This window comes from Aestuariibaculum sp. YM273 (genome assembly GCF_030908365.1).
Taxonomy (GTDB): Bacteria; Bacteroidota; Bacteroidia; order Flavobacteriales; family Flavobacteriaceae; genus Aestuariibaculum; species Aestuariibaculum marinum.
In genome coordinates, this window is the sequence record NZ_CP133090.1 from 3,569,581 (window position 1) to 3,584,060 (window position 14,480).

Here is a 14,480-nt window from a genome sequence, read left to right on the forward strand (position 1 = left end):
AGCTCGATTATATTGTTTTCAAGTAATTAGTTAGGCTTATTAAAATAGCTTCAAAATCAGCGCTTAAATGTATTTTTCCTTCTCTCAAATTATCCTCAAATGCCACCGCTGTATGATAACTTTTTTCGAGTCCCAAAATAAGAATTTTATGTTTAAGTTTGTGGACATTGTCTGCCGTCTTTAGGTAGTTTCCAACTTTTAGATTCTCATAAAAGACTTCCTTTTCCTCAGGAAATTCGCGCTTAATAATACCTATAAGCTTTTGCTCGAAGACTTTATCTCCCCCAGACATGCTTTGAATGTATGACAAGTTAGGCTGCTCCATTTGGTCCTTTTTTTAATGTAAAGAAAAAGGTTGTCCCCTTATTTGGTTTACTTTCCAGCCATATCTTTCCGTTATGTAATTCCACAATTTTTTGAACAATAGAAAGTCCTATTCCAGTTGAATCGTTACTCTTCTTTAAAGCATGAAACACCTTAAATATTTTATCGTGATATTTCTTTTCAATTCCCATACCGTTATCTTGTACTGAGAACTGATAACAATCAGGTTGTTCCTCATAGGATATATAAATCAAGCCTTTCTCTTTATCTATAAACTTAATGGCATTACTTATTAGGTTTTGAAACAACTGTTGTATTTTAGTTTTATGCCCAAAAACAACGGGGAGAGGTTTCAATATATACACGGTTATATGTTCAGGAATAAACAAAATGTGCAATAAATCTTGTACTACCTCCTGTACATTAACAGGTTCTTTTTCACTCTCATAAAAACCAATACTTGAATACAACAGCACATCGGATATCAATTGTTCCATACGCTCCAATGTGGTTTCAATAAGCCCTAAATTCTGTATAGTTGGAGCGTCTAATGCTCCTTTATTATCGTCCTTAATCCAACTAACCAGAGCATTTATACTACGCAGGGGAGATTTTAAATCGTGTGATACAATATGTGCATACTCCTGTAATTCGTTATTACTGCGCTCTAAAGCTTCCAGAAGATTTACCTTCTCTCGCTCTAAACTTTTCACGTTCGTAATATCTAAATGAATGCCTATTGCACCAATAATGTTTCCGTTGTTATCGTAGTTTGGTGCCACACTAATTAACCAATCCCGTTCCTCGCCACTTTTATTAACCATTTTAAGCTCATAGGAATCCGCCATACCCCGATCGCGGTTTTCACGCTTCTCTTCCATGAACTCCTGTTCATATTTAAAAAGCTTTTTAGCATCTGACCCAATGAGTTCTTCGGCCGAATATCCAGACATTCTCAAAAAGTTCTCATTAGCAACGGTAATCCGGTCGTTCATATCTACTTCAACCAGACCTAAACTCATTTTAGTAATGACATTTCTATACTTTAAACGCTCCTGATCTAAATTTTCTCTAAACTGGCGTCTTAATGTAACATCTTTGTAAGTCCATAAATGGCCTTTGATTTTACCATCTCTAAACACAGGTACATAATCGCGCTCTAATACGTGACCATCTACCATCTCAAGTTCTTCACTTACAACTACTTCTTCACTTTGAATAATACTATTGATTCTGTTTACAAAACCATCAGATTCCTTAAAGAGATGTTTTACCTGTTCTGCTGCAGATTGACAATCGTTCCCCACAAGCTCTTCGGGTTGCAAGGGAATATTAAAAAATTCGCAAAACTTAGTATTTGTTACAATAATATTTCTGTTTTCATCTTCTAGTAAAATACCCTTATCTAAATTTAAAACAACCGTAGCTAAACGATTCTCAGATTCTCTAAGTTTTTCTTCAGCTTCTTTACTTTTTGTAATATCACGAATTATACCTTGTGCGGCAACAGGCTTATTATTTTCGTAAAGTATATTTCCGTTAATTTGAACAACCTTATAGTTCTGTAAAGGTGTTTTTATCTTTAGTTCGAAGTTTGTTATAACCCCTTCATTTAAGAGTTGCTTAAATGAAGTACTTACCATTTCTAAATCCTCCGGATTTACCATAGACATCAGGTTGTACCCAATACCATCGTCTTTAAAATCAAGAATATTTCGGGCACTTTCATTCATTTTAAGAATGTTTCCCGACAAATCCATTATCAGGAAAGCATCAACAATCCCATCGTAACCATCCTGCAAGTTGGTGTTAATATATTCTAACTTTTTATTAGCTTCAGAAAGTTCCTTTTCCAAAGAAATACGCGCAGCCTTTTCTTCAGCTAATTGCTGTTTTAATATGTCAATTATATCTTGACTCATTAACTTGGTATTAAAATTAGGGTACGAGCTTTTTGTTTCTCATAGTAAAGTAACGACTATTAGATGAGAATTGAAAGTAAAAACGTAGGATTTACTTTATAAACGGTATTGTTATTGGGTTAGATACTGAAAATGAGAATTATAAATTAAGCCTTAATAAGCTCATTCATGCTCCAATAGTTCAATAGGTTTTCAATTTTTAAAACGTATTCGTCGTATTTCAATGGTTTTAAAACATACCCTGCTATACCGATTTTATAGCACTCTAACAAGTCTTTTTGATTGCTTGATGTGGTAAGAATAATGGTTGGAACATATTTTAAAACCTCATTATTTTTTAGAATAGTTAAAAACTCCACACCATTTATTTTTGGCATGTTCAAGTCTAACAAAATAATATCCGGAAGGTTTTCGTTTTTTTCTAGAAGCTCAAGTGCATCTTCACCATTATTTGCTTCAATAATATTATGATTTAGATTTAAAGACGAAATTGCTCTGTTCAATTTCATCACCTCAATGGCATCGTCTTCAATTAGTAATATGTTCAACACGTTGTTCATGAATAAATCCAATCAAAATGAACTTCAAAAATATTACTAATTAGTCCAAACTGCATTTGATTTCGTTTATTTTAAATTAAGTGTAGACGAATGGTAAAAAAGTATAGACGGATGGATTTAAAATTTTATTATTTAACGAGTACCTTTTGCTCAAAACTACTTTTAGGAGCTTCACAAATAGAACATTCGTAAGTTTCCGGTAAACTATCAAAAGGTGTATTTGGCGAAATATCCTGCGTAAGATCGCCGTAAGATTCATTGTAAACTGTTAAACAATCTTTACACTGATACACTTCTTCCTCATTTACATCCTTAACAACATTTACTTCTGCTTCCTCCTCACGTTCCATACCCAATTGTTCAAAATACAGTTTACTGAGCTCCATAAGCAAACCAGGAAGTTCTACCTTATCAACATCCTGAACATGCATGATGTATTCACGTGTGTTTGGATCGAAATTTTTAGCATATAACAGATTATAGGTGTCACGGATAATGAAGTCTCCCAGATTTTCCGGCTGTTTGTTTTTTTCAATAACAATAGAAGTAAAATGATAGGTTTTACTCTCGTAATTGGCCACACCAAAAGTAAGTCCGTAGGTACTAATATCATTCTGATCGAAATTAGTTACTAAATACTTCTTAAGGTTTAATGCCGCTGTATCAAAAACCGGCAAGTGCCAGTTTAATTCCAGCATAGAATGGCGCACATTAATACCATAGCTTCCTAAAAAGCGTTCCCATTGTAATTTAAACTTCATAGGAATCCCTTTAACTATAAAGGATTTCCATGGTGTGATGGAAATTTTTCCTATTTTATTCTCGGCACATAAATCGCACATCGCCTTTAAAAACCTAATATCGTATCGATTATTCCTCCAATACAATCCTAACCAATACTTATCTCCAAAACGGTTCATCCCTTCATAATAAGGAAACGGATAAAACGGTACTTCCAATGGCCTATCTACTGTTCTGTTATTGCTATCTACAGCATCACTAACCAACTCAAAAAGGGTTTCTATATTTTCGGGTTCTTCAATTAAAACCTTTTCAATGGCCAGTTCTATTTTATCCATATCCCAGCTATAAATCAGAGCAGGATACATGACTGTTTTTTTCCATTCCGGAAGCCTCACATATAAATACCAGTAATCTTCATGTTCTGAAGCTACAAAGTTTACATTTCCGGTAAATAGAGGTACCAACCGCTGTTTCGGGTCTGTAATATTAACACGTAGTTTTAGTTTATGCTTAAACTGCTCTAAAACATAAAGGTATCGATCACTGGTTAACCAGGAAGTGCTTGGCAATATATCGGCTGACACATAAGAGGATACGATATTTTCCATCCCGTCTCGTTTAGGCTTGATAAACTGAATTTTATCAAATTGACTGAACATTGATTTATCAATTTCCTCAGGAAAAATAATATCCTGACGCGAACCAAATGAAATCGCATCTAAACCTAAACTCTCTGCAGCTTCACAAATATATTTCAACTCACCCGGCGAAAGTACACCGCCGTTAATTCTTAATCGGTATGATTCTTTTGTCTTATTTTTCATAATCACTATGCTAAAACCTTTGTACTGTTTAAAATTTCCCTAACCTCCGTTTTACAACTTCCGCAACCTAATCCAGCTCCGGTTTTATTACAAAGTTCTGTAAAATCTGTACAGCCGTTACTTATGGTTTCCTCTATATTTCCTGCTCCTACCTGACTACATGAACACACCAATTTACCGATTACAGGCACATCGTTTGAAGCTCCTCGAAGTAAAGTATCGCGTTTATCGGCCATTTCAATTTTACTCTCAATCATGGTTTTAAATTCGGCAAACTCATTTTTGTCCCCCATTAAAACCGCACCAATTAGTAAATCGTCTTTTACAATACATTTCTTGTAGTATCGTTTTGAAATATCCGTAAAAATGACTTCCTCATAAGAATCGTCGTTTTCCGGGACTTTTATTTCGCCGATACTACATAAATTAAGATCATTAAACTTTAAAATATTCATTAACACGGAACCGTTGTAAGCTTCACTAATATCACCTGCAATGTAATTTGAAAGGATATTGGCTTGCTCTTCAGCCGCCGAGGTAATTCCGAATAACTGATTGTTATATTCTGCAATTTCTCCAATGGCAAAAATATCCGGATGTGACGATTGCAAGTGCTGATTTACTTTAACACCACGACCACAAACAATTCCGTTTTCACGAGCAATTTCAACGTTTGGTATGGTACCAATAGCATAGACAATGGCGTTAGCTGTAATAAACTTACCGCTCTTTAACGTGATGTTTAGCTCTCCTGTATCTTCATCATCAAAGACGGTGCTCACCTCATTATCAAAATAAATCTGAATACCACGTTCCTGAACATCTAAAGCCAATAATTTGCTTGAAATAGCATCTAACTGACGTTCCATTAATCGTGATGCACGTTGGATAATAGTAACCTTCACGTTTTTATGCTTCATAGCGGCTGCAAGCTCCAACCCTAAAAGACCTCCCCCTACAATAACGATGTGTTGCTCCTCTGGAGGTAATCCAGTGGCATCCAGATATGCTTTAAAGCTATCGGCATCACCTTTATTTCGCATAGTAAAACGACCAGGAAGATTAATTTGAACATCCTTCGGAATAAAAGCTCGGCTACCTGTTGCCAATATTAACTTATCAAATGTATGCTGTTCGCCATGACTATCGATAACAACCTTATTTTCAGAATCTATCTTATCGATTAACGTTTCCGGATGAATTTTAATATCCAGTTTATTTAATTCGGTTTGCTTAATTTTTAAAAGTTGTTCCCAGGTCAACTCTTCAGTAACATACTCCGGAAGCAATACCCGATTGTAAAACAGGTTTGGCTCTTTAGAAAACACATGAATTTCATCAGCCTGATTATTTTCTCTATAATTCTGAACAAACCTAAATGCTGCCGCCCCTGCGCCTACAATAATTATTTTCTCTACCGGTTTTTTATACTTTGACACCGATACACGAGTAAACTTAAAGTCTGGCTCCTTAGACTGCGGATCGATATGGGTGTTGGTTAAATTATTAGCACGGTTTAAGTCACTTTGTAATTGCTTACCCCAGTGCATAGGTAAAAACACCACGCCTTTACCAATGTTTTCGGTAACTTTTGCACGAACACGAACGGTACCATTTTCACTTTTTATTTCCGTGATATCGCCATCCTTAATTTTAGATAAATACGCATCTACGGGGTTTATTTCTAAAACAGGTCTTGGATAGTGCGTTTTTAAACGAGACACCTTACCGGTTTTAGTCATGGTGTGCCATTGATCACGAACACGACCAGTAGTTAAAATTAACGGATACGCTTCGTTGGGTTGAAGTGATGTGTTTGCAATACCTGCAGGAATATTAAAGATGGCTTTCTGCGAAGGTGTATAAAACTTTTTATCCTGAAATAATCTTGGTGTTCCCGGATGCCTGTATTCAGAAACAGGCCATTGAAAAGTCCCCTCGTTCTTTAATCTGTCGTAGTTTAAAAAGGAAACATCAATATTAGTTCCTTTCGTCATTGCCGCATATTCGTCATAAATTTCCTCTGCACTATTGTAACTAAACCCTCTAAAGCCCATACGCTGTGCAAAATCACAGAAAATTTCCACATCTGGTCTGGCTTCACCCGGTGCATTAATTTCTTTTGGTAAATAGGAAATGCGACGCTCAGAGTTCGTCATGGTTCCTTCTTTTTCCAACCAGGCAGCTGCTGGCAACACCAAATCGGCGTAAGCTACTGTATCAGATTTAAAAGAAATATCTTGAACCACAACGAACTTTGCATTCTTCATGGCTTTTTCTATACGATGTGTATTAGGCAAACTTACTAAAGGATTTGTACAAGCAATCCAGATAGCCTTTAGCTTTCCAGATTCTAAAGCATCAAACATTTGCGTAGCAGTTAATCCAGGGGTAGGGGAAATTTTATCAACTCCCCAAAATTGCGCTACTTCACGACGGTGTTCCTCATTCATTAAATCTTTATGTACCGCCAACAAATTAGCCATACCTCCTACTTCACGTCCCCCCATAGCATTTGGCTGCCCCGTTAACGAGAACGGTCCAGATCCCGGTTTTCCAACTTGACCAGTAATTAAAGACAAGTTTAATAAGGCAAAGTTTTTATCGGTTCCAACAACACTTTGGTTAAGCCCCATGGCCCACATACTAATAAAGCCTTTAGCCAGACCAATGACGTCGGCTGCTTTTCTGATATCTTTTTCAGAAACACCACATAATTTTGAAGCCTCCTTAACCGTGGTTTCTCCTAACTGTTCTTTGTATTTGTCAAAACCTTCAGTATAATTATTTATGAACTCTTCATTCATCAATCCACGCTCAAAAATACTTCTCGCAATGGCATTATATAGAATAATATCGGTACCAGGAATGAGTTGCAGATGAATATCGGCAAAGTTAGCCGTATCGGTTTTACGAGGGTCCACCACAATAATTTTCACATCTGGATTTTCCTCTTTATGTTTTTCCAGTCGACGAAATAGAATTGGGTGACACCATGCAGGATTAGCGCCTGTAATTAAAAAACAGTCTGCCAGTTCAATATCAGCATACGAAATTGGCACACTATCCTCCCCAAACGTTTTCTTATACCCAACCACTGCAGAACTCATACAAAGACGTGAGTTGGTGTCGATGTTATTGGTTCCTAAAAACCCTTTAGTTAACTTATTGGCTATATAATATTCTTCTGTTAAACTTTGTCCTGACACATAAAACCCTACACTATCTGGGCCATGTTTTTTTATTATAGATTTAAAAACACTAGCAGCTCGGTCTAATGCATCGTCCCAACTAACACGCTCACGAGGATGCGAACGACTCCAACGCATTTCGGGGTATAGAATTCTATCACTTGTATCATTCGCCACGTAATGCAGGTTCATACCTTTTGAACACAACATCCCTTTATTTACTGGATGCTCTTTATCGCCTTCTACATAAATTTTATTATTGCTATCTTTTTTTACAATAATACCGCACCCTACGCCGCAATACGAACACGTTGTTTTCACTTCATTTTTTAACATAAACCACTGCGTTTTACACTAATTTAAAACAATTTTGAAACACAAAGCCGTGCTGCAGTCATTATTAAGAATATACTAAAAAGAACATCTTTCCATTCACTATTCATTAATACAACGAACCCTAACTTGTGTTTTTAAAGATGATTTGCTATTGAATTATTTAAATTCATACCAACAAAACAACACCCTTATACGTACAAAATTAAGTATAAATACTTAATTTAAAAAATTAAAAATACGTATTTAAAAACAAATAAAGTATTATTAAAGAATAAAATAAGTTTTTAGGAATATGATAAAAATTGAATATAATAAAGTGTCAATATAAAATTATCGACAAACTTTTAAAACCAAACAAGGTTATACCAGCTGATATTCTTTGGCTTTATTACTTAACTCCATAAGGTTTTTAACCTCTAATTTCTTCATTAGGTTAAAACGGTGAACTTCAGCTGTTCGCTTACTAATTTCAAGCTCTTCAGCGATATCTTTATTATTTTTTAGCTGTAAAACAAGCTCAAGAATCTGGCGTTCACGTTTCGTTAAGTTAAATGGATCTTTAGTTTTTTTCTTTACTTTAGGAGTCGTTGCTGTAGCATTACCACTCACAAAATTATTCATAATAATAGCCGATACATCTCCTGTAAAATACTTACCGCCACCAGCGATACTATTTAAAGCCTTTAAGAACTCCTCTTTACTCGCCCCTTTAAGCAAATAACCATCAGCTCCAGCCTGAATAGCCTTTACCACATATTCTTCAGAATCGTGCATGGACAGTACAAGTGTTTTTACGTTAACCTGTTCCTCTTTTATTTTTTGAACCACCTCAATACCGTTCATTTCTGGCATACGTATATCAACAATTAACAAATGAGGTTTTTGCTTTTTTATAATCTCTAGAGCTTCTAATCCATTTGAAGCTTCATCAATTACCTGAATACCGTCCTGATCTTCTAAAAGCGCCTTAATACCATCTCTAACTAAAACATGATCATCAGCCAAAACTACATTTATAACACTCATAATATTATTTATTTCATCACAGTAGTGATATTTTAAAATTTTAAAAGTTTTCCTTAAAACAGCTTTAACCGTACAAAGAACCTACGTAGCAAAAATATAAATTTTAAGTGAAAATACTTACTCTTTAATAGGAATATTTAAAGTTACACGGGTGCCTTTATCTTTCTCTGAATGAATAAAGAAACGTCCTTCTATATACTTGATTCGCTCCCTCATAAAGGTCATTCCCATACCGCCATCACCTTCTTTCACCTTTTTTACTTTGGTTGGGTCGAAACCTTTTCCATTATCATCGATAACAATACTTAAAATGTTTTGGCTATGAGATAAAGACACTAAAATATGCGTAGAGTCAGCATATTTAATCGCATTATTAATAGCCTCCTGGACAATACGGTAAATATTAATTTCAACCAGAGAATCTAAACGTTGATTAAAATCTGTCTTATTGAAAAGCACAATATGTTTGCCGGTTAGTTTCGCCAATTCATGCGTTAACTTATTTAATGCCGGCACTATACCATGATCTGTTAATTCAGGTGGTGTTAAATTAAATGTTGCCGTCCTTACCCCTTTAATAATATTTGAAGTCAACTCTTTTAAATGCTCTATTTTAGTGGCTGTTTTCTCGATATCAGAAATATCAATACTTTCTAAATTATATTTTAAACCTGTAAGCATTTGACCAATACCATCATGAACATCTTTAGCAATACGATTCTGTTCCTTTTCCTGGTTTTCAATAATTTTACTTGAAATGATTTTCTGTTGATCTATCTTCTCTTCAAAACTTGCTTTTGTTAAGCGCTCAATTTCTAATTGCGCAGCTTTTCGAGTGGTAATATCTGAAGCTATAATCAACAATTCTGAACGGTCATCCGTCGGACTAAAGGGAATGATTGCCATCTCTAACCAAATATCTTTATGATCTTTAGTTGTTGCTTTAACCTCACCTTGCCAACCTGTTTTTTTACTTTTTGAAATGATACCCTCCAAAGCTAACTGCTCCTTTTCATGAATAGAAATCACTTCTGAGAAACTTGTCGTGATATTAAACCCAGAAAACTTAAACAGTCTGGAAAATCGTTTTCCAATATGAACAACGCTACCATTTTGAGTTATTCTAGCGAATAATAAGGTTTCATCCATAGCGTGATTTAAGGCTCGTAATTCACGCATCGATTTTTCTTTGGCTGCGCTCAATTCATCGGCATCAATTGCCATTTTTTTGGCACGTTGCTCGGCAAATAATAACTCGGCTAAAGTAGCTCTCACCGACTTTGCTGTTGGCCAGAAAATGAATAAAAATTCAGCCAGCAAAATAATAAGTGTTAATATGGTAAGTAACATCTCTAAACGTCGCAACCAGCTTACCTTTTCGTTCGCTTCTAAATCGTACTGATTTACAATTTCGTCCATGACAGACAAAAACTCACCTTCATTATGCCTTACCTTTTTTATATCTTCCGAAAAGGCGGAATTAGGTAACGGCGGCACATTTTCGATATCTTCTATAATCGTTTTCGCCGCACTACTTATGATATTAAATGTTGGATTTAATTTCTGGAATTTATTAGCAATAATGTCGCTATTCTCTCCAGGAAGCCCCAAACTATCATTTCCTTCCTGTAAGGCATAATGCGAGGTTTCCCAAAGTTTTAATGTTGCTTTAATTTTATCTTTAAGCAAAATACGCTCTTCTAATTCCCGCTCAGTAGAAAGTGTTACAATATCTTTAGTAAGTTTCTGACTAAGCATACGTTGTCTACCCGCAACATTGATAACCGTTGAGTCACTTTGTTGCGCATTTAAATGCTTACGAATAAGAATCTGGCTTATAATTACCGAAAGAGCAATGGTACTTAAAGCTATAATGTATAAACGGCTTAACTTATCAAACGTACGCTGATCTAATGAATTACCGTTATTTGTCATGTTTTAATATGGTTTAAGAAATCGCTTGTTTTACCAGAGCCAAACTTTTTTCTGAAAATTTAATTTTTAAAGCTTCTTCATGCCCTTCTTCAGACATTTTAACCCATGTTTTTTGAAGAATATCGATCACTTTTTCGTCTTCATGCTTTGCCGCAAACTCTTCGAAATAATAATCTAAAAATACCAGACAAATAACATCTTCAATTGTCTGACTCTCTTCATTTTTCTTGATTAATTTTTTATTGATTAAAAAGGAAACGCGATCTATATATTCATCATCATACCCTACTTCTTTTAAAATATCCGCTGTTAGTTCAGCATGCATTTTTTTCAGTGTTTCACGCCATTTTAAATACCCTACGCGATCCATTGGATACTCGTCTCTTGCAATTTTCCAACGACAAATATGTTGTGCTCTGGCCGCTAACTGCAAGGCCCTTGACGCATTCGGTTTAAACTGTAATAGTTTTTGAGACATACGTTGCGAGTACAACAACTCCTTTGGAAAATCTACCCCGTGGCTGTGATATACGTTAGGGTCTTCTGAATTTTTTTTATCTATTAAAGCTATTGCTATTTCAAATCTTGTTGGTTCCATTTTAAGTCAAGTGTATGTTAGTCTGAAAAGCCAATATACACATTTCCGTCTTTAATTTTAACAGGATAAGTCGCAATTTTTAAATCATCGCCATTTAAATTCGAACCATCCTCCAGCGAGAAATTCTTTTTGTGCATCGGGCAGGCCACTTTAGCAATACCATTCTTATCTCCTATCATTCCTAACGACAGCACCATTTCCATTTTATGCGGACAAAGATTTTGCGCGGCATACCACTTATTTTTTCTTACAAAATTATAAACCGCTATTTGCTTGGTTTTGTACTTAATACATGCGCCACTGTTTTCTGGAAAATCGGACACTGTTCCTACTTCAAACCACGTCGTAACATCGGCTTCGGTCACTGAATTATATTGACTAAGTATATCTTGCATTTTTCTATATTTTTAAAATTTAATAATTACCACGCTTGCGGCATTTTTTGTTCACGCATTGGAACAAACACCAAATTATCGTCTGTATCATCAGAATTTACGAAATGTTTGAAACGCTTAGCAATATTAGGATCTTCAATAGCTTGTTTCCATTCACACTCGTATTTATTTACCAAACCTTGCATTTCGTTTTCTAAATCGTCTGCAATACCTAAAGAATCTTCAATCACCACCTGTTTTAAATACTCGATACCGCCTTCTAACTTTTCTAACCATGGCGCCGTTCTTACTAACGGACCAGCCGTTTTTATATAGAACATTAAGAATCGATCTAAGTATTTAATAGCAGTTTCATCATCTAACTTCTCGGCAAATAAAATAGCGTGTTTAGGTGTTGCCCCTCCATTTCCGCATACATATAGGTTCCAGCCGCCATCAACAGCAATCAATCCGAAATCCTTACCTCGGGCCTCAGCACATTCTCTAATACAACCAGAAACGCCTCCTTTTAATTTATGTGGGCTTCGCAGTCCTCTATATCGATTTTCAATCTCGATAGCAAAGGTGACACTTTCATGCATACCATAGCGACACCAAGTAGACCCCACACAACTTTTAACTGTTCGAAGTGACTTTCCATAAGCATGACCACTTTCAAATCCGGCATCAATTAATTCTTTCCAGATGAGTGGTAACTGATGAATTTGCGCTCCGAATAAATCGATACGTTGACCTCCAGTAATTTTCGTGTATAAATCATACTTCTTGGCAACTTCCCCCAAAACAATTAATTTATCTGGAGTAATTTCTCCCCCGGCAACCCTTGGCACAACCGAATAAGTCCCGTTACGCTGAATATTTGCTAAGAATCTATCATTAGTATCCTGAATAGCGAATTGCTTATTAGGTGTTTCCATAGTAATCGTAGCAAAAATCGAGGCTAAGGCCGGTTTACAAACCTCACAACCATCACCGTCACCAAACAGGTTTAAAGCTTCATCGTAATCTTTCACCTGATTTACTTTCACTAAATCGTATAATTCCTGACGGTTAAAACTAAAGTGCTCACAAATCACCTCTTTAACCTCTTTTCCTAAAGATTTAAGTGTTTCGTTTACTAAATCGACCACCATTGGTTTACATCCACCACAGCCTGTAGTTGCTTTAGTTTCAGTAACCACATCACCTAAATTATTACTACCGTTTTCTGTAATCGAACAACAAATAACCCCTTTACTTACACTCTCACAAGAACACACCTGCGCTGTATCTGGCAAGTCCATCACGCTTCCAAAAGAAGCTCCACCTTCACTGGCTGGTAAAATCAATTGGGATGGATCTTCAGGAATTTTCATCCCGTTTAGGTAAATCTGATGTAGCATGTTATAATCGGCGGCATCACCTACAAGAATACCTCCAAGAAGTGATTTACCGTCGAGACTTACATTAATTCGTTTATACAAATGCTGTGTTTTATTTTCAAAAATAATGGAATGTCCTTTTGAAGCAGGCATAAAGGGTTCACCGAAACTGGCTACATCTACACCAATCAACTTAAGCTTCGTAGACATATCAATATCTGCCGGCATTAAACATTCTGTTTCTCCTAAAATCTGTTTTACAGCAATTCCCGCCATATCATATCCAGGAGCCACTAATCCATAAATCATTTGATTATAAAGAGCCACTTCTCCAATAGCATAAATATTAGGATCGGAAGTTTTCATTTTATTATCGACAACAATACCACCACGAACACCCATTTCCAAATCACAGGTTTTTGCCAGTTCATCTCTTGGTCGAATACCTGCCGAAATAATTAACATATCGACATCTAAAACATCATCTTCTCCGAATTCCATTCCTGTAATCGCATCACCTCCCAAAATCTGATTCGTCGCTTTACTGAGGTGAATGTTTAAACCTATCGATTCCAGTTTTAATTTTAAAACCTGACTACTTCTGGTATCTAACTGTCTTGGCATTAATTTAGGAGCGAACTCTACAATATGAGGCTCCAAGCCCATATCTAAGACCGCTTTACCTGCTTCTAACCCTAATAATCCACCACCGAGAACAGCAGCTTTAGCATCTGGGTTTTTAGCTTTTAACTCTGCTGCATAAGCCAGCATTCCCTCTAAATCCTCTATGGTCCTGTAAACAAAAACCCCTTTTTTCTCAACACCTTTGATGGGTGGCACAAAAGGTGAAGACCCTGTCGCAAGAACTAAGTAGTCGTACTCAAACTCTCGCTCTTTAGCCGTAGTTATGGTTTTCTTCGCTCTATGAATATCAGCAACACGTTCACCCGTTATCAATTCAATACCATGTTCTTCATACCATGCTCTTGGTGCCATCTCTAAAGCATCGGCATCTTGGTTTTCAAAATACTCACTTAAGTGCACCCTATCGTATGCGGGTCTTGGTTCCTCTCCAAAAACCGTTATTTTATAAGCTTGACTTTCGGCTTCAGCTACAAACTTTTCGCAAAACTTGTAACCCACCATTCCGTTACCTACAACAATTATTTTTTTCATAACTACGTATTTTACATTACAAACATAAGTAAAAACTACGTAATAATACTTAATTTAATTTACGAAAATCCATTATTGTGTGAATTAT

At 35.9% G+C, this 14,480-nt stretch carries 10 protein-coding genes; all 10 read right to left on the reverse strand.

Annotated features, from left to right (window positions below; translation table 11 throughout):
- Window positions 1–7: 7 nt before the first annotated feature.
- The 10 genes from RBH94_RS15300 to nirB all read right to left on the reverse strand — a co-directional run bounded on the left by RBH94_RS15300 (window position 8) and on the right by nirB (window position 14,392).
- A complete protein-coding gene (locus tag RBH94_RS15300) occupies window positions 8–292 on the reverse strand; it encodes an Hpt domain-containing protein (RefSeq protein ID WP_307881683.1) in 285 nt (94 codons plus the stop codon).
- A gap of 19 nt (window positions 293–311) precedes the next feature.
- Entirely contained in the window at window positions 312–2,246 is a 1,935-nt protein-coding gene (locus tag RBH94_RS15305) for a PAS domain-containing sensor histidine kinase (protein WP_307881684.1), read from the reverse strand.
- Between the two features lie 146 nt (window positions 2,247–2,392).
- A complete protein-coding gene (locus RBH94_RS15310; protein ID WP_307881685.1) occupies window positions 2,393–2,806 on the reverse strand; it encodes a response regulator in 414 nt (137 codons plus the stop codon).
- A gap of 128 nt (window positions 2,807–2,934) precedes the next feature.
- Window positions 2,935–4,374, reverse strand: a complete 1,440-nt coding sequence (locus RBH94_RS15315; RefSeq protein ID WP_307881686.1) for a rubredoxin — start codon at window positions 4,372–4,374, stop codon at window positions 2,935–2,937.
- Window positions 4,375–4,379: 5 nt separating this feature from the next.
- The gene (locus RBH94_RS15320; protein ID WP_307881687.1) at window positions 4,380–7,901 is read right to left on the reverse strand and encodes a nitrate reductase; all 3,522 of its coding nucleotides are present in this window, start codon (window positions 7,899–7,901) and stop codon (window positions 4,380–4,382) included.
- Window positions 7,902–8,261: 360 nt separating this feature from the next.
- Window positions 8,262–8,927, reverse strand: coding sequence for a response regulator transcription factor (locus tag RBH94_RS15325; RefSeq protein WP_307881688.1), 666 nt, complete (start codon window positions 8,925–8,927; stop codon window positions 8,262–8,264).
- Window positions 8,928–9,044: 117 nt separating this feature from the next.
- Window positions 9,045–10,862 (reverse strand): ATP-binding protein, encoded by a 1,818-nt coding sequence (locus RBH94_RS15330; RefSeq protein ID WP_307881689.1) that lies wholly within the window; start codon window positions 10,860–10,862, stop codon window positions 9,045–9,047.
- A 13-nt stretch (window positions 10,863–10,875) separates the two neighbouring features.
- A complete protein-coding gene (locus RBH94_RS15335) occupies window positions 10,876–11,460 on the reverse strand; it encodes a DUF4202 domain-containing protein (protein WP_307881690.1) in 585 nt (194 codons plus the stop codon).
- Window positions 11,461–11,477: 17 nt separating this feature from the next.
- Window positions 11,478–11,855 carry a nitrite reductase small subunit NirD gene (gene nirD / locus RBH94_RS15340; RefSeq protein WP_307881691.1) on the reverse strand — a complete coding sequence of 126 codons (378 nt, stop codon included), beginning with the start codon at window positions 11,853–11,855 and terminating at the stop codon, window positions 11,478–11,480.
- 26 nt (window positions 11,856–11,881) lie between these two features.
- Window positions 11,882–14,392 (reverse strand): nitrite reductase large subunit NirB, encoded by a 2,511-nt coding sequence (nirB, locus tag RBH94_RS15345; RefSeq protein WP_307881692.1) that lies wholly within the window; start codon window positions 14,390–14,392, stop codon window positions 11,882–11,884.
- Window positions 14,393–14,480: the final 88 nt, after the last annotated feature.